General features: G+C 62.0%; 16 protein-coding genes and 1 tRNA gene. 15 read left to right on the top strand and 2 right to left on the bottom strand.

Annotated features, from left to right (window positions below; genetic code table 11):
* Positions 1 to 24: 24 nt before the first annotated feature.
* A complete protein-coding gene (locus R3F00_RS15260; protein ID WP_371282657.1) occupies positions 25 to 1464 on the top strand; it encodes an amino acid permease in 1440 nt (479 codons plus the stop codon).
* A 29-nt stretch (positions 1465 to 1493) separates the two neighbouring features.
* Complete coding sequence (locus tag R3F00_RS15255; RefSeq protein ID WP_371282656.1) at positions 1494 to 1907, top strand: PH domain-containing protein; 414 nt, start codon at positions 1494 to 1496, stop codon at positions 1905 to 1907.
* Positions 1908 to 1963: 56 nt separating this feature from the next.
* Here R3F00_RS15255 and rmuC read toward each other — a convergent pair whose 3' ends face one another.
* Positions 1964 to 3475 carry a DNA recombination protein RmuC gene (gene rmuC / locus R3F00_RS15250; protein ID WP_371282655.1) on the bottom strand — a complete coding sequence of 504 codons (1512 nt, stop codon included), beginning with the start codon at positions 3473 to 3475 and terminating at the stop codon, positions 1964 to 1966.
* A gap of 219 nt (positions 3476 to 3694) precedes the next feature.
* Here rmuC and ccmA point away from each other — a divergent pair, with 219 nt between their 5' ends.
* From ccmA to R3F00_RS15185, 13 genes are all read left to right on the top strand, one after another.
* Positions 3695 to 4342 (top strand): heme ABC exporter ATP-binding protein CcmA, encoded by a 648-nt coding sequence (gene ccmA, locus R3F00_RS15245; RefSeq protein WP_371282654.1) that lies wholly within the window; start codon positions 3695 to 3697, stop codon positions 4340 to 4342.
* A complete protein-coding gene (ccmB, locus tag R3F00_RS15240) occupies positions 4339 to 5022 on the top strand; it encodes a heme exporter protein CcmB (protein WP_371282653.1) in 684 nt (227 codons plus the stop codon). The genes ccmA and ccmB overlap by 4 nt, the downstream gene beginning before the upstream one ends.
* On the top strand, positions 5022 to 5783 hold the full coding sequence (gene ccmC, locus R3F00_RS15235; protein ID WP_371282652.1) for a heme ABC transporter permease CcmC: 762 nt from the start codon (positions 5022 to 5024) through the stop codon (positions 5781 to 5783). Before ccmB ends, ccmC begins: the two co-directional genes overlap by 1 nt.
* Positions 5776 to 5952: a heme exporter protein CcmD gene (gene ccmD / locus R3F00_RS15230; protein WP_371282651.1), complete on the top strand. Its 177-nt coding sequence runs from the start codon at positions 5776 to 5778 to the stop codon at positions 5950 to 5952. Before ccmC ends, ccmD begins: the two co-directional genes overlap by 8 nt.
* Positions 5949 to 6410 (top strand): cytochrome c maturation protein CcmE, encoded by a 462-nt coding sequence (ccmE, locus tag R3F00_RS15225; protein ID WP_371282650.1) that lies wholly within the window; start codon positions 5949 to 5951, stop codon positions 6408 to 6410. Before ccmD ends, ccmE begins: the two co-directional genes overlap by 4 nt.
* Before the next feature lie 63 nt (positions 6411 to 6473).
* Positions 6474 to 8468 (top strand): heme lyase CcmF/NrfE family subunit, encoded by a 1995-nt coding sequence (locus tag R3F00_RS15220; protein ID WP_371282649.1) that lies wholly within the window; start codon positions 6474 to 6476, stop codon positions 8466 to 8468.
* The gene (locus tag R3F00_RS15215) at positions 8465 to 9010 is read left to right on the top strand and encodes a DsbE family thiol:disulfide interchange protein (RefSeq protein WP_371282648.1); all 546 of its coding nucleotides are present in this window, start codon (positions 8465 to 8467) and stop codon (positions 9008 to 9010) included. The genes R3F00_RS15220 and R3F00_RS15215 overlap by 4 nt, the downstream gene beginning before the upstream one ends.
* Complete coding sequence (locus tag R3F00_RS15210; protein ID WP_371282647.1) at positions 9007 to 9462, top strand: cytochrome c-type biogenesis protein; 456 nt, start codon at positions 9007 to 9009, stop codon at positions 9460 to 9462. The genes R3F00_RS15215 and R3F00_RS15210 overlap by 4 nt, the downstream gene beginning before the upstream one ends.
* Complete coding sequence (gene ccmI / locus R3F00_RS15205) at positions 9462 to 10730, top strand: c-type cytochrome biogenesis protein CcmI (protein WP_371282694.1); 1269 nt, start codon at positions 9462 to 9464, stop codon at positions 10728 to 10730. Before R3F00_RS15210 ends, ccmI begins: the two co-directional genes overlap by 1 nt.
* 29 nt (positions 10731 to 10759) lie before the next feature.
* On the top strand, positions 10760 to 11860 hold the full coding sequence (locus tag R3F00_RS15200) for a homoserine O-acetyltransferase (RefSeq protein ID WP_371282646.1): 1101 nt from the start codon (positions 10760 to 10762) through the stop codon (positions 11858 to 11860).
* A 72-nt stretch (positions 11861 to 11932) separates the two neighbouring features.
* Positions 11933 to 12511 carry a cysteine dioxygenase gene (locus tag R3F00_RS15195; protein ID WP_371282645.1) on the top strand — a complete coding sequence of 193 codons (579 nt, stop codon included), beginning with the start codon at positions 11933 to 11935 and terminating at the stop codon, positions 12509 to 12511.
* Between the two features lie 53 nt (positions 12512 to 12564).
* Positions 12565 to 12651 (top strand) — tRNA-Leu (locus R3F00_RS15190).
* A gap of 133 nt (positions 12652 to 12784) precedes the next feature.
* Positions 12785 to 13489, top strand: coding sequence for a PP2C family serine/threonine-protein phosphatase (locus R3F00_RS15185; protein WP_371282644.1), 705 nt, complete (start codon positions 12785 to 12787; stop codon positions 13487 to 13489).
* Between the two features lie 75 nt (positions 13490 to 13564).
* On the opposite strand, the gene R3F00_RS15180 is transcribed toward R3F00_RS15185, so the two are convergent.
* Positions 13565 to 14890 carry a multiheme c-type cytochrome gene (locus tag R3F00_RS15180; protein WP_371282643.1) on the bottom strand — a complete coding sequence of 442 codons (1326 nt, stop codon included), beginning with the start codon at positions 14888 to 14890 and terminating at the stop codon, positions 13565 to 13567.
* Positions 14891 to 15105: the final 215 nt, after the last annotated feature.

The raw sequence follows: 15105 nt of genomic DNA, 5'->3' as shown, positions 1-15105 counted from the left end.
ACCTCGCATTGAACAGGAATCATGATGGCCAACCAACTCCTCGCCACAAAGCATCCGCATGCGGCGCACACCGATGCGGAAGGCCTGAGCCTGGTAAAGACACTGGGCCCCTGGGGACTGACCGCACTCGGTATCGGAGCAGTCATTGGTGGCGGCATCTTCGTCATCACGGGCGTCGCGGCGGCTGAACATGCCGGGCCGGCGATCATCCTGTCCTTCATCTTCGCGGCAATCTGCTGCACGTTTTGCGCCCTGGCCTACGCCGAATTCGCGGCGATGGTGCCGGTTTCGGGAAGCGCCTATTCCTACGCCTACGCGACTCTCGGTGAAATGGCCGCATGGTTCATTGGCTGGATGCTGGTGCTCGAATATGGCGTGTCTGCTTCGGCGGTTGCGGTCAGCTGGACCGGCTACTTTCTGAGCTTCCTGAGCCACTTCGACATATACGTACCAGCGGCATTGGCAAGCGCGCCGCTGGACGACAAGCTGAATCCGACCGGCGCGATCGCGAATATTCCTGCAGCCATTCTGGTCCTGCTGCTGACCTGGCTGTGCTACGTCGGAATCCGCAAGTCGTCCGGCGTCAACATGGCCATGGTCATTCTCAAGGTGGCCCTGATCGTGCTGGTCATCGTCTGGGGAGGCTTCTACGTAGATACCTCAAACTGGCACCCCTTCATTCCCGAAAATGTCGCTCCCGGCAAATATGGCTGGGAAGGCGTGCTGCGCGGCGCCTCGATGGTGTTCTTTGCCTATATCGGTTTCGAAGCGGTCTCGGTGGCGGCCCAGGAATCGCACAATCCCAAGCGCGACATGCCGATCGGCATGCTCGCTTCACTTGCGATCTGCACCGTGTTGTATATCGGCATGGCCCTGGTCATGACCGGCCTCACCCCCTTCCACCTGCTCGGTACGGATGAGCCTGTGGTCACTGCCGTCGCCAGTCATCCGGAGCTGAGCAGTCTGCGCGTGCTGGTTGAGATCGGCGCGATCCTTGGCCTTGCCTCCGTGGTTCTGGTCATGGTCATCGCTCAACCGCGCATCTTCATGATCATGGGCCGGGATGGCCTGCTGCCGCCGGTATTCACGAAGATTCATCCGAACTACCGCACGCCGCACATCAACACCGTGATCACGGGCGTCAGCATCGCCTTCCTGGCGGCCGTGTTTCCGCTCGATGTGCTCGGTGACCTGACTTCGATGGGAACCCTGATTGCATTTGCTGCGGTCTGTGCGGGTGTAATGATCTTGCGTCGCACGCAACCCGATTTACCGCGCCCGTTCCGCATTCCGTTCGCACCGCTGATCTGTCTGGCCGGTGTCGCCAGTTGCGTGATCCTGCTTTCGAGCATGAACCTGCACAACTGGCTGCTGATGGTCGGATGGACGCTGTTCGGATTCGCGATCTATTTTCTCTACGGTTTCCGGCATAGCAAATTGGCCGCCGAAAACCAGGCGAAGTGACGGACTGATCACGACCCGCGGAGACGGCAATGGCCAGACGCTATCGTTCAAAGATTGATACCTGGCTGCTGGTGATCCTTGTTTCCGCGATGGCGCTCAGCATCGCTGGCGTGATCGTCGCTGGCGCCGTCGATGGCCGACTGTCACCCTGGATCGTCGTCCTCAACGTAGTGCTGGGAGTGCTGCTTCCTGCCTGGTTGCTGCTTGGCACCGACTACGTGCTTGATCGGGAGCACCTCAAGATCCGCTGCGGACCATTCCGCTGGTCGATTCCAGTCAGGGAGATCCGGCAGGTCGAGCCCACGCGCAATCCTCTGTCCAGTCCTGCACTGTCGCTGGACCGGCTCAGGATCGAATACGGCAACGGCAAGTCATTGATGATCTCGCCGCGGGACAGCGAACAGTTTCTCGAGGATCTGAACGCGATGCGCCAGCAGCGCTGAAGGGCCGCTGCCTGCGTGTTCGCGCGTGGCAGCCCCTTCAATTCCCATCGAGTGGCTCAGTGCTGCTGATCATCGATCGGCTCGCCTTCAGCCGAATCGTCCTCGTCGAATCCCGCCGATTCGATGAGACGCGATGGCAGGGATTTCTTGGCCGGTGCGCCCATGTCGGCGAGGCTTTTCACCTGCAGGATCACGCTGCCCTTGCCGCCTTCGGTCAGACGCCTGACCACGCTGGCATGCGCACCCTGCGCCTTGTCCAGTTGCGAACCCAGTACCTCGAGTTCATTGACGAGGGTGACGAAGTTGTCATGCAGGTTGGCCGCGCGCCGAGCGATCTCGATTGCATTGTTGTTGCGACTCTCGATCCTCCACAGATAGGCGACGGTGCGCAGGGTCGCCAGCAGGGTGCTTGGACTGACCAGCGAAATCTTGCGCTCCAGTGCGTAGCTGTAGAGGCCGCCGTCGGCACGCACGGCTTCGATGAAGGCTGCTTCGACCGGAACGAAAAGGAGCACGAAGTCGAGCGTGCGCATGCCTGGAATGTCGCTGTAGTTCCTGCCGGCAAGGCCGTCGATATGACGGCGTACTGAAATCAGGTGATCGCGAAGCGCTGCCTGGCGTTCGGCTTCATCATCAACGGCAACCGAGCGCTCCCAGGCCACCAGCGAGACCTTGGCGTCGATGATGACGTCCTTTTCCTCGGGCAGGTGCACGATGACATCGGGGCGCTGGCGCGTGCCGTCGGCACCTTCGAAACTCCCCTGGGTGTCGTACTCGCGCCCGGCCTGCAGGCCGGAAGCCTCCAGAACACGCTCCAGAACCATCTCGCCCCAGGCGCCCTGCGCACGCGTGTCGCCCTTGAGCGCCCGGGTCAGGTTGACTGCGTCCTGGCTGATCTGCTGGTTCAGGTCCTTGAGGGAGCGGATTTCCTGCACCAGCATGCCGCGCTCGCGCTGTTCATTGGCATGGGTCTGGGTGACCGCTTCGCGAAACTCCTTGAGCTGGATCTTGAGCGGATCGAGCAAACCGCCAAGATGTTCGGCGTTCTGCTCCTTGAAACGCTCGGCCTTGGCGTCGAGGATCTGATTGGCCAGATTCTGGAACGACTCGCGCAGACGCTGCTCCGCCTGGTCGAGCAGGGCCAGCTTCTCCCTGGCCGATTCGGCCTGTTCGCGCGAGCTCGCCTTGAGCGCGGAGTGCTCGCTGCTCATCGCCAGCAGCTGGCTCATGGTCGAATCGAGACGCGCCTGAAGCTCGCCAAGCTGACGCGATTGAAGTTCAACCTCGGAGCGCCGCTCGGCGGCTTGCTCGCCGACCTCACTGAGCCGCAGCTGCAGCGTGCTTCGTTCCTGCTGGGCGCGCTCCATCTGCCGGTGCAGATCGACGACCTGACGCTCACTGGCATCGCGCTGTTCGCGAAGCGAGGAAATTTCCGGTTCTCGGCGCAGGCTGGCTTCTTCGGCGGCCTTGCGTACCCAGCGGCGGGACAGCAGGGCCACGATGGCAGCGCCGACGATCAGGCCCGCAGCAAGGGCCAGCATCATTGGCGCGGTTGAAAAGTCGGCCACAGGGTCCACTCGGAAGTTGATCTAGGGTCCCGATCATCGCAGACCTCGGTCGCAATCGGCGAGAACCGCCTCGGGAAATCCGGCTGGCCAGTCATGCCGGACATCGGAAGCTGTTGTCGCACAAGGCCGCCCTGACCGGCAATGTCCATTACAATTCGCGTTCCGATCGGACCCGCATTGGCCATCAGGCTGATGCGCGCCGGATACCCCTGGCCAATAATGACCAAAGCCGAGACCGACAATTCGATCCCGTTGCTGGAGGCCAGAGGACTGGCTTACACGCGCAATGACGAGCCGATATTCGGACCGCTGGATTTCAGCCTGCGCGCGGGCGAAGTCGTCCTGGTGGAAGGCGACAATGGCTCGGGCAAGACGACCCTGCTCAAGGTTCTGTCGGGTCTGCTTGATCCGAGCATGGGCTCGATTCGACTGAATGGCGAAGCCCTGACCCTGGCTCGTCTTTCGCACCAGGTCGCACTGCTCGGTCATCTGCCCGGGCTGAAATCCGATCTCAGTCCATTGGAAAATCTCGATTTTGCGATTGGCGTGTTCGGCCTGCGTGGCGGCATTACAACGCGCCTCGCCTTGAGCAGTGTCGGTCTCGAAGGCTATGAGGATGTGCCTACGAGGATGCTTTCGGCGGGGCAGAAAAAGCGCGTGGGTCTGGCCCGGCTTCTGCTGGTACCGGCTGCCTTGTGGTTGCTGGATGAGCCCTACGCGAATCTCGACAGGGAGGGCATCGACCTGGTCAACCGGCTGCTCGACGCGCAGGCAAGGCGCGGCGGCGCGGCCCTGGTGACTTCACACGGGGCTTATGCGTTCACCTCCGGAACACCGCGGCGACTGCCACTGAGGCCGCCCGCATGAGATACGGAACGACGGGCTCTGCCTGCCGGGCCCTGATCCGGCGCGACCTGCTGCTGACCTGGCGGCGACGCGGCGATGCCCTGAATCCCACCCTGTTCGCTCTGATTGTTGTGGTGATGTTCCCGCTGGCCCTGGGGCCGGAGCCGAATCAGCTCGCCCGCATTGCGGCCGGGATCGTGTTCGTCGCCATCCTGCTGGCCGGACTGCTCGCCCTCGATGGCCTGTTCCGGGGCGACCAGGAAGACGGCACGCTCGAGCAGATTGTCCTGTCCCCGCATCCTCTTCCCTTGCTGCTGGCCAGCAAGATCTTCGTGCACTGGCTGACGACCGCCCTGCCCCTGATCCTGGTCGCCCCGCTGCTCGCGGAGATGCTGTTCCTGCCGCCTCAGGTATTGCCTGTGCTGATCACTTCACTGGCCCTGGCCACGCCGCTGTTGAGCTTGCTTGGCGCGGTCTGCGTGGCGCTCACGGTAGGCATGCGGCGCTCTGGTATGCTTCTGGCTCTGCTCGTCCTGCCGCTGTATGTGCCAGTGCTGATTTTCGCGGCTGGCGCGTGCGACGCAGCGCAGGCTGGCCTGCCATATCTGGCTCCACTTCTGTGGTTGGGCGCAGCCCTGGTGCTGTCCATGGTGCTCGCACCGCTGGCCTGTGCTGCCGCCCTGCGGATCTCGATTTCCTGATGAACACGCTGACGCTCTGGTTTCACAAATTCGGATCTCCACCGATCTTCCATCGCCTCGCCGGGCTGCTCATGCCGTGGCTTTACGGGCTGGCGGTGCTTGGCGGCTTGCTCGCCATGTATGGCGGACTCTTCGTGGCCCCGGCGGATTACCAGCAGAGCGACGCCTACCGGATCATCTTCGTCCATGTTCCGTGCGCGTGGATGAGTCTGTTCGCCTACGTTTTCATGGCCGTCAATGCCTTCATCGCGCTGGTCTGGCGAATCAAGATTTCCGAAGTCCTGGCCATGGCGAGCGCCCCGATCGGCGCGATATTCACGGCCATCACGCTGGCAACCGGGTCGATCTGGGGCAAGCCCATGTGGGGCACCTGGTGGACCTGGGATGCGCGCCTGACTTCGGAGCTCGTCCTGCTCTTTCTCTTCCTCGGAGTGATCGGCCTCTACAACGCGATCGAAGACCGCCGGCAGGCAGCAAGAGCTGCGGGGTTCCTTGCACTTGTCGGTATCGTCAATGTGCCGATCGTGCACTTCTCGGTGAGCTGGTGGAACACCCTGCACCAGGGATCTACCGTGCGCCTGCTCGGCCCGTCACGAATCGATTCGAGCATGCTCTGGCCGCTGCTCTTGATGGCCCTCGCCGCGCATCTGTGGTTCTTCGCCAGTGTTCTGGCGCGTGCACGATCGAGCACGCTCGAACTCGAAGCCGGCAAGGATTGGGCGCGCGAGATCGCCATGAAGACCGGAGCCGGCCATGAATGAGATTTTCGCGATGGGCGGCTATGGCGCCTATGTGTGGTCTTCGTTTGCGATCTTCGTTTTCGCCCTTCTGATCGACTACGTTGCGCCGCGGCTTCGCTACCGCAAGACCATCGCCCATCTGCAGGGGCGTTACCGACGCCAGAAGAATCGCCAGGAGAAAGCGCCATGACCCCCACCCGCAAACGCAGGTTGATCCTGGTTGCCCTGATCCTGCTCGCGGTCGGCATTGCGACCGTGCTGACCGTTTTCGCCCTGCAGCAGAACATGACCTACCTGTACACGCCGAGCGAGATCCTCGCCGGCAAGGTGCCTGCGAATGCACGAATCCGCATTGGCGGCATGGTCAAGGAAAACTCCGTCGAGCGCGGGCAATCGCTGACGGTTGCATTTGTCGTCACCGATGGTGATGGCGACATGCGCGTCGAATATGAGGGCATCCTGCCGGATCTGTTTCGTGAAAGGCAGTCCGTCATTGCAACCGGATCGATGCAGGGCGACACCTTCGTTGCCAGCGAGGTCCTGGCCAAGCACGATGAGAACTACATTCCGCGCGATGTGGCCGAAGCCATGGAAAATGCGCATCGCAAGCACGACGTTCCCGAGTCGGCCGATAAACCGACACCCTGATTCTCCCCCCCCTCGGCGCATCGGGGGGAAGTGACCACCGTCCACCTCAGTCCAGGCCCCGCAATGCTCCCAGAACTCGGACAATTCGCTCTTATCCTGGCCCTGCTGCTCAGCGCGGTGCAGTTCATCCTGCCGCTTCTGGGTGCGCATCTCGGCAACCGGGCCCTGATGGCAGTGGCGCGTCCGACCGCGACCGGGCAGTTTGTCTTTGTTGTCATTGCGTTTGCGGTACTGACCTACGCGTTTCTGACCCAGGATTTCTCGGTCGCCTACGTGGCACAGAACTCGAACCTGCAACTGCCGTGGTACTACCGGTTTTCCGCCGTATGGGGCGCCCACGAGGGTTCCTTGCTGCTGTGGATCCTTATCCTCAATCTGTGGACCATGGCCGTTGCGGTCACCAGTCGCCGCTTGCCCGAGGACTTCATGGCACGCGTCATGGGCGTACTCGGATTCGTCAGCCTGGGATTCCTGCTGTTCACCGTGCTCACTTCCAATCCGTTTGCGCGCCATCTGCCCGCGCTGGTCGATGGCAATGATCTCAATCCCGTACTTCAGGATTTTGGCCTGATTGTCCATCCACCGATGCTCTACATGGGCTACGTCGGCTTTTCGGTTGCGTTTGCCTTCGCCATCGCGGCTCTGCTCGGTGGAAAACTGGACCAGCAATGGGTGCGCTGGTCGAGGCCCTGGACCAACGCTGCCTGGGGCGTATTGACGCTGGGCATCGCGCTCGGTAGCTGGTGGGCCTACTACGAACTGGGATGGGGTGGCTGGTGGTTCTGGGATCCGGTCGAAAACGCGTCGTTCATGCCATGGCTGGTCGGTACTGCACTGATTCATTCTCAGGCGGTCACCGAGAAGCGCGGGAGCTTCCGCGCCTGGACATTGTTGCTGGCCATCTTCGCGTTTTCGCTTTCCCTGCTCGGAACATTCCTGGTCCGCTCCGGCGTACTGACCTCGGTACACTCGTTCGCCAGCGATCCCGAACGCGGCCTGTTCATTCTTGCGTTCCTTGCTGCCACGGTCGGCAGTTCCCTGCTGATATACGCATTGCGCGCACCCAAAGTCTCGGGTGGCGAACCGTTCGCAGCGGTTTCGCGCGAGACCTTGCTGCTGGCCAACAACCTGCTGTTCACCTGCGCGGCTGCCATGGTCCTGCTTGGCACCTTGTACCCGCTGATCGGCGAGGCCTTCGACCTGGGCCGGATATCGGTTGGGCCACCCTATTTCGGCTTCATGTTCGTGCTGCTCATGGCGCCGGTCGTCCTGCTGATTCCATTCGGTCCATTGCTGAAATGGAGTCGCGGCGACCTCGGAAATTCCGCACGCAGCCTGCGCGCACCCCTTGCACTTGCCGTTGTTGCGTGCGCACTGACCTGGCTCTTGACCGACCGGCTATCCATCAAGGCCTTCATTGGCGTCTCCGCATCCTTCTGGGTCGGTCTCGGCATACTTGCCTTTGCGCTGATGCGCTGGCGTAACGCGCCAAAGGGGCGTCGCTTCAATCCGGAAATGCTGGGCATGGTCTTCGCCCATTTCGGCTTCGCGGTCTTTCTCGCCGGCGTGCTCATCACGGAAGGCACCAGCATCGAGAAAGACGTGCGACTGGACCAGGGTGAGACGGCCGTCCTCGGCGACTACACATTCCGCTTCGACGGTGTAGAGCGCGTCAATGGGCCGAATTTCGTGGCTGATCAGGGCACGATCACGATTACCCGCGCAGGCTCGACAGTCGCGGTGCTGCATCCGCAGAAACGTCAGTACACGAAAACCACGCAAATCCAGACCGAATCGGACATCGATCCCGGCTTTACCCGCGATCTCTACGTGGCCCTGGGTGAACCGCTGGGCGAGAGTGGCGCCTGGTCCGTTCGCGTCTATCTGAAGCCCTTCATTCGCTGGATCTGGCTCGGCGCCATCCTGATGATGCTGGGCGGTTTCGTGGCCGCCACCGATCGTCGCTTCCGGGTGCTGGTCAAGGCCGACAAGCCGGGGCCGGCGCCTGCCCCGTCATCGAAGCAGGCACCGGGCGATTCTGTCGAGGCCGGTGCATGAATACGCGATTCCTTCCGCTGGCCGGTTTTGCCCTGCTCGTGGTCCTGCTTGCCGCAGGCATTTCATGGATGCGCAGCAACCGCATGAACGAGGTGCCATCGCCACTGATCGACAAACCGGCTCCGGCCTTCGATCTGCCACTGCTGATGGAGCCCGACAAGCGCTTGACCGGCAAGGATCTGCTTGGCCAGCCCTATCTGCTCAATGTGTTCGCGAGCTGGTGTTTTGCCTGTCTCGACGAGCATCCCCTGCTGATGCAGGAAGCCAGGCGACTGGGCATTCCCATCGTCGGATTCAACTACAAGGACGAAGCCGATGACGCAAAGCGCTGGCTGGCGCGCTTCGGCAATCCTTACAGCGTGATCGTCGCGGATCGGGACGGACGTGTGGCAATCGATTTCGGTGTATACGGCGCTCCCGAATCCTTCCTGGTCGATGCCACCGGCGTGATTCGATACAAGCGCATCGGCGCGATCACTCCGGAAATCCTCGCGTTCGAAATCAGACCGAGGCTGGAAGCAATGAAGGGGAATGGCCAATGACTGCATGTGCATGGAAACGTCACGTCTGCATGCTCGCGTTCGGCTTGACCCTGCTGCTGTCAAACGCCGCCTTCGCGATTGACGCGCTTCCATTCGAGAATCGTGCGGAGGAACAGCGATTCCAGAATCTTGCGCGACAGTTGCGCTGCCTGGTCTGTCAGAATGAAAGCCTGGCCGATTCCAGCGCCGATCTTGCCCGGGATCTGCGCCAGGAAGTCTTCGATCAAATGCGCCAGGGCAAGAGCGACGACGAGATCAAGCAGTACCTGACCGCGCGATACAGTGATTTCGTCCTCTACAACCCGCCTTTGCGCGGCGGCACCTTCCTGCTCTGGTTTGGCCCCCTGATCGTGTTTCTGGGCGGACTGGCTGCAGTCGTGCTGATTGTCAGACGCCGCGCTTCGGCACCGGCACAGGTTCAGGCAGGAACGACCCCCGAGGATGACTGGTGATGGCGCTATTCGTGATTCTGGCAGCGGCGATGCTCGTCGTTGCGCTTGCCTTCTGCCTGATGCCTCTGCTGCGGCATCGCGGACAACAGGACTCGAGCGGCGGCAGCGACCCAAGACGGCTCAAGGCGCTCAGGGAGGCCCTCGCCGCCGGCGTGATCAGCGACGAGGAGTACAAGGCCAAGCTTGCCGGACTGGCGACTGGCGGCACGTCTTCGGCCCCAGTGTTGAATCGACGTCCGGCGAAGCTTGCCTCGCTGCTGGTCGCCCTGTTGCTGCCGGCGGCCGCCATCCTTCTCTACCAGTTCAATGGCGAGTCCGCCGCACTGGACCCGGCCAACCTCGCGCCGGGCAGCAGTGCCGCGCCGGCTGGCATGGCAAACGCCGCGGCCACCCAGGGCATCGAAATGGACCAGGCCATTGCCGGGCTCGTGGCAAAACTGGAAGCCAATCCCGACAACGCCGAAGGCTGGGCATTGCTCGGCCGGGCTTACCAGGCCATGGGCAAGTTTGCCGAATCACGCGATGCGCTGAAAAAAGCATTCGACCTCGAGCCGGACAATCCCGACCTGACCGTCGAATATGCACAGGCCCTGGCCTTGTCCGGCGAAGGACGACGCATCGCGGGGCAATCCCGGCAGCTCATCGAAGGCGTACTCGAAGCCGACCCGGACCACCAGCGCGCACTCTGGCTGATCGGCATCAGTGACTACCAGGCAGCCGACTATGATGCCGCGATCCGGGCCTGGAATCGCCTGCTGCCGGCCTTGCCTCCGGAAAGCGACATTGCCCGCAGTGTGCGTGCGCAGATCGCCGAAGCACAGCAACTGGGCGGTGCAATTCCTGCAGCGGAAGGCCTGGATTCCTCGCCTGCCAATGCGGTCACCGACGCTCCCGAGCCGACGGCGCCTGCAACGGGTGACGGCCCGCTGCTCACCGTCGAGGTCAGTCTGGACGAGAAGCTGAAGGACAGGCTCGAGCCCGGCGCGACCCTGTTCGTGTTTGCACGGGCGGAAAGCGGACCGCCAATGCCACTAGCGATCCAGCGTCTTTCGGCCAGCAGCCTGCCAGCGACCGTGACCCTGGACGATTCCATGGGCATGCTGCCCTCCATGAAGCTGTCCATGTTTCCAAAAGTCATCATCGGGGCCAGAATTTCCGCCAGCGGCAATGCCATCGCGCAAAGCGGTGACTTGCAGGTACTGTCCGAGAGCATCGACGTCAATCGCAAGGCACCGATCGACCTGGTCATCAACAGCATCGTTCCCTGATCCGGGAACTCCGCAGCCCCTGAATCGACATGTCCGACGCGCGCCAATACTTCAAACTCAGTCCAGACTTCACGATGAAGCGCGGTGGAGTACTGCAAGGTGCACAACTGGCCTACGAGACCTGGGGAACCCTGTCGGCGCAGCGCGACAATGCGGTGCTGATCCTTACCGGGTTGTCGCCGAGCGCTCATGCAGCATCCAGCGCCGAGGATCAGACGCCAGGCTGGTGGGAGGAGATGCTCGGACCCGGGAAACCCATCGACACGAGGCGCTGGCATGTCATCTGCGTGAATACGCTGGGGAGCTGCAAGGGATCCACGGGACCGGCATCGGTCAATCCGGAAACAGGGGCCACCTACCGCATCGACTTTCCCAAACTCAGCCTTGAGGACGCGGCCATCGCGGCCCATGAACTCGTGCGTGGCCTCGGCATCGAACGACTGGCCTGTCTGATCGGGAACTCCATGGGTGGCATGACCGCACTCGCCTATCTGTCGCTGCATCCGGGCAGCGTCCGAGCTCATGTGAGTATCTCGACCGCTCCACAGGCGCAACCGTTCGCGATCGCCATCCGTTCCTTGCAGCGCGAAGCGATACGGCTCGATCCGCATTGGAACCTGGGCAACTACGACGACGAAAACTACCCGGAAACCGGCATGAGCATTGCGCGCAAGCTGGGCGTGATCACCTATCGCTCGGCAATGGAATGGGTAGGCCGATTCGCGCGAATTCGGCTCGACTCCGATGAGCGCGAGGACGAACCCTTCGCCGTCGAGTTCCAGGTCGAGTCGTATCTGGCCGCGCATGCTCGCCGATTCGTGCGCAGCTTCGATCCGAACTGCTACCTGTATCTGTCACGGGCCAGCGACTGGTTCGACATCAGCGAGCACGGACAGGGCAATGCACGATCCGCTCTGGCCAATATCAGACTGGAACGCGCCCTTGTCATCGGTGTCAGCACCGACATCCTGTTTCCCCTCTCGCAACAGGAGGAAATTGCCGAAGGCTTGCGCGCCGGTGGCGCAGATGTCGAGTTCGTTGCCCTGGACAGCCCGCAGGGACACGATGCCTTCCTCGTCGACATCGACGGTTTTGGCGGGAAAATCGCGCCGTTCATGGCATCGCTGTAGAATCGGCGGACCGAAGGTGGCTGGCTTGCGGGAAAAGCCGGCTGTCGAAACTCGTGAGGAGAATGCTGGACCATGCTTGCACTTGATTTCCCCGGTTCGCGCAGGCTCGTCGATGCGCTCGACAACGCCATTCGCAAGGACTGCACGACAGCCATCACCGATGCGCTGCGGCAGACGCTGTGCCGGCTCATGCATGACGATTCCGTCAGTCTGCCGAAATGCGTGTACGAAGCGGAAGCCGATCACTACGCACGCCGCGAGATCTACAGCAGCGAGGACCTCGGCTATTCCGTCATCGCAATGACGTGGGGCCCCGGACAGGGCACCTCGATTCACGACCATTCGGGCATGTGGTGCGTCGAAGGCGTCTGGCACGGCCAGATCGAGGTCACTCCCTACGAGCTCGTCGAACGCGACAACGATCTGTATCGATTCGAGTCCAGAGGCACCATGCTGGCCGGGCCGGGATCCGCCGGCAGCCTGATTCCGCCACATGAATACCACACGATCCGCAATCCAAGCGACGACGCGGTCGCCGTGTCCCTGCACATCTATCGCGGCTCGATGACTTCCTGTTCGGTATTTCGTCAGGTCAGGGACAACTGGTACGATCGCGATCAGCGCAAGCTTTCCCTGGACAGAACGCATTGAGGCAGCACACTTGAATCCGGGGTGTCGTTCTGTCGTATACTCCGCGCCCCCGCGCCGAAGTGGCGGAACTGGTAGACGCGCCGGACTCAAAATCCGGTTCTGGCGACAGAGTGCGAGTTCGATTCTCGCCTTCGGCACCAAATCTGTGGATTCCCAAGCTTGCGCCCGGCATGACCGGCGCGGCATCATGCCTGTCAAACGACAACCTCAACAGGGGAAGGTTGCACAGGTGAAAATCCAAAGGGACCATCCAGACAGGCTCGTCGACCGCGCATGATCGAATTCGGCCACAGTTCGCACGTCGGCTTGCGCCGCGAGCACAACGAAGATACCTACTATGCCGATGCCGACATGGGCGTATGGCTGGTTGCCGACGGCATGGGCGGACATGAGCATGGGGAGGTCGCCAGCGCGATTGCGCGCGATACCCTGATCGCCGAAATCAACAAGGGCACGCCCCTGGTTCGCGCAGTACAGCTTGCCGACGAGGAGATCATCCGGCACTCGAATCGTCGCAGCGAAGCCTTGCCGATGGGAACAACCATCGCGGCAATGCGCCTTGTCGGCGACAACGAGTTCGAAATCGCATGGGTCGGCGACAGCCGCATCTATCTCTGGAACGGCGCGCTCAAGCAGATTTCCCAGGATCACTCCTACGTCCAGGAGTTGATCGACCAGGGGGCGATAACCATCGAGCAGGCTCGCAACCACCCGCATCGCAACGTCGTAACCCAGGCACTCGGAGTGACCGACCCGCAATCCCTGCGCGTGGAACTGGTGCGCGGCGAGTTCAATGCCGGCATGCAGATCCTGCTCTGCAGCGACGGCCTGACGGAAGAAGTGGGCGACGCCGAAATCGCGGCGTTGATGGCCCGCCAGGAACTCTCGGCCCAGGAATGCGTCGACCAGTTGATCCTTGCCGCGCTGGACGGCGGCGGATCTGACAACGTTACCGTCATCCTCGTCCGCAACCGCTGATTCAGGCCAGGCCTGAATCAGCGGTTCTGAAGGTTCTCCCTAACAACAATCGCCGCCAGCTGCGTGCCGGGCGGCTCAGGGGGCCGCTGCACGAAGCGCGGACAGTGCCGTGTTGAAACGCTGCACTGACCAGGCGTTCTCGTCCTTGATCGTGGCATACAGGTCATCGAGTCGACTGCGCAGCAGGGCAGCCTGGTCGGCATTGATCTGACCATCGTTCTCGAAAGCCACGACGACCGACTGTGCCGCCATCGCGACCTGTTCGGCCGACGCGTAGTCGCGATACTCGCCACGCTTGGCATCCGCTTCGATACTGGCCAGGATCGCATCAAGGCTATCCGGACCGTAGTCGAACGCGGCCACGGCCGGCAGCAGTTCGGTGATGCTTGCACGCAAGCGTCGGGCAGCCGCCAGAGTGGCATCCTGGCTCTGCGTGGTTGCCTTGTGCAGGGCCCGCGTCTGCTCGAGGATCCGTGCCGCCGCAGCCTTGTCGACCGGCGCAAGCACGTGGCGGAACATCAGGGCATTGGCGTCATTCAGGCGAACCACGCCCGGCCCCAGACCGGTCCCCTGGCGCGGCCCCCATTTCCTGCCGGACATCAACTTGTGGCAGGCATGGCAGTCGAACAGCACCAGCTCCGGGAATATTCCTTTCCAGCCTGCCTTGGGGTCGGTCAGGATATCGAGCAGGTTTTCCGAGGCAACGCCCTGGCCGACGGCCCAGTCGCGCACGCCATTCCATTCACCCTTGCGAGCGACCCAGGCCTCGCCGATCTTGTAGTGCGGATTGAGCCAGGTAAACGTATCCAGCTCGAAGGAAAGTCTTGGATGACCGGCGCCCATGATGCGGTGGGTAATCATTCGGTCCGGCGTGCCCATATGGCAGGAGAGGCACAGACGTGCGCGTGCGATGGGCTGATCGGTGGGATAGAGACCGTTCTTGACGTTGTCCGCGTGCGAGACGCTGCGATCGGCGTGGGCGTTCAGCCAGAGCTCGGATCCGCCATGGCAGGATTCGCAACCGACGCCATCGGAGAGCTGGAAGCGATCGCCCTGCATGGACTCTGGAATCGAGTCGGCATGGCAATCAATGCAGACCTTTGCGGTAGCCGGGTCACCAATGCCGAGATTGCGGGCGATGGCTTTCGACGCATCGCTTCCGAGGGTCTGCCAGGCCTTGGCATGCGGGTCGAATTCCTGCCAGATCGCGAACTCATTCTGCAGCACGTTCGAATCGCGAAACGGCTGCGAGGCGCCGTGGCAGACACTGTTGCTGCAACTGGCCACGCCCATGTGCTTGTGGGATTCGATCGCACTGACCGCCGACGGCGCTGCGATCACGAAAGCCGGAAACAGCGCCAGCATCAGCATGGCGATCAAGGCAGTACTGCAACGATTCATAGCTTTTCTCCCCGTGGCTATCCGGTTGGACTCACGATCGGGCCATCATCCCCGCATCGATTATGCACCACATCGCCGACAGTTCCCACGAAGGTGCATCCATCCGGCACCCGATCCGATGCCCGTTATCCAGCGGATTTGCTGGATTGCCCCCCTTCTGCACGGGACTTCCTGGGTTCGTTCCGACGGATCCGGCACAACCCGCCCGGGCAAAT

This window comes from Dokdonella sp. (assembly GCF_041395345.1).
Classification (GTDB): domain Bacteria; phylum Pseudomonadota; class Gammaproteobacteria; order Xanthomonadales; family Rhodanobacteraceae; genus Dokdonella.
Note: the sequence above shows the minus strand (reverse complement) of the source record. Positions and strands in the feature narration are given on the sequence as shown.

Bases quoted from the DNA above. Each gene is read 5' to 3' on its own strand.
- R3F00_RS15260 (WP_371282657.1), top strand. From the start codon at position 25: ATGGCCAACCAACTCCTCGCCACAAAGCATCCGCATGCGGCGCACACC.
- R3F00_RS15180 (WP_371282643.1), bottom strand. From the start codon at position 14,890: ATGAATCGTTGCAGTACTGCCTTGATCGCCATGCTGATGCTGGCGCTG.
- ccmC (WP_371282652.1), top strand. From the start codon at position 5,022: ATGAACACGCTGACGCTCTGGTTTCACAAATTCGGATCTCCACCGATC.
- R3F00_RS15255 (WP_371282656.1), top strand. From the start codon at position 1,494: ATGGCCAGACGCTATCGTTCAAAGATTGATACCTGGCTGCTGGTGATC.
- ccmB (WP_371282653.1), top strand. From the start codon at position 4,339: ATGAGATACGGAACGACGGGCTCTGCCTGCCGGGCCCTGATCCGGCGC.
- ccmD (WP_371282651.1), top strand. From the start codon at position 5,776: ATGAATGAGATTTTCGCGATGGGCGGCTATGGCGCCTATGTGTGGTCT.
- ccmI (WP_371282694.1), top strand. From the start codon at position 9,462: ATGGCGCTATTCGTGATTCTGGCAGCGGCGATGCTCGTCGTTGCGCTT.
- R3F00_RS15195 (WP_371282645.1), top strand. From the start codon at position 11,933: ATGCTTGCACTTGATTTCCCCGGTTCGCGCAGGCTCGTCGATGCGCTC.
- R3F00_RS15200 (WP_371282646.1), top strand. From the start codon at position 10,760: ATGTCCGACGCGCGCCAATACTTCAAACTCAGTCCAGACTTCACGATG.
- R3F00_RS15210 (WP_371282647.1), top strand. From the start codon at position 9,007: ATGACTGCATGTGCATGGAAACGTCACGTCTGCATGCTCGCGTTCGGC.
- ccmA (WP_371282654.1), top strand. From the start codon at position 3,695: ATGACCAAAGCCGAGACCGACAATTCGATCCCGTTGCTGGAGGCCAGA.
- R3F00_RS15185 (WP_371282644.1), top strand. From the start codon at position 12,785: ATGATCGAATTCGGCCACAGTTCGCACGTCGGCTTGCGCCGCGAGCAC.
- R3F00_RS15220 (WP_371282649.1), top strand. From the start codon at position 6,474: ATGCTCCCAGAACTCGGACAATTCGCTCTTATCCTGGCCCTGCTGCTC.
- R3F00_RS15215 (WP_371282648.1), top strand. From the start codon at position 8,465: ATGAATACGCGATTCCTTCCGCTGGCCGGTTTTGCCCTGCTCGTGGTC.
- ccmE (WP_371282650.1), top strand. From the start codon at position 5,949: ATGACCCCCACCCGCAAACGCAGGTTGATCCTGGTTGCCCTGATCCTG.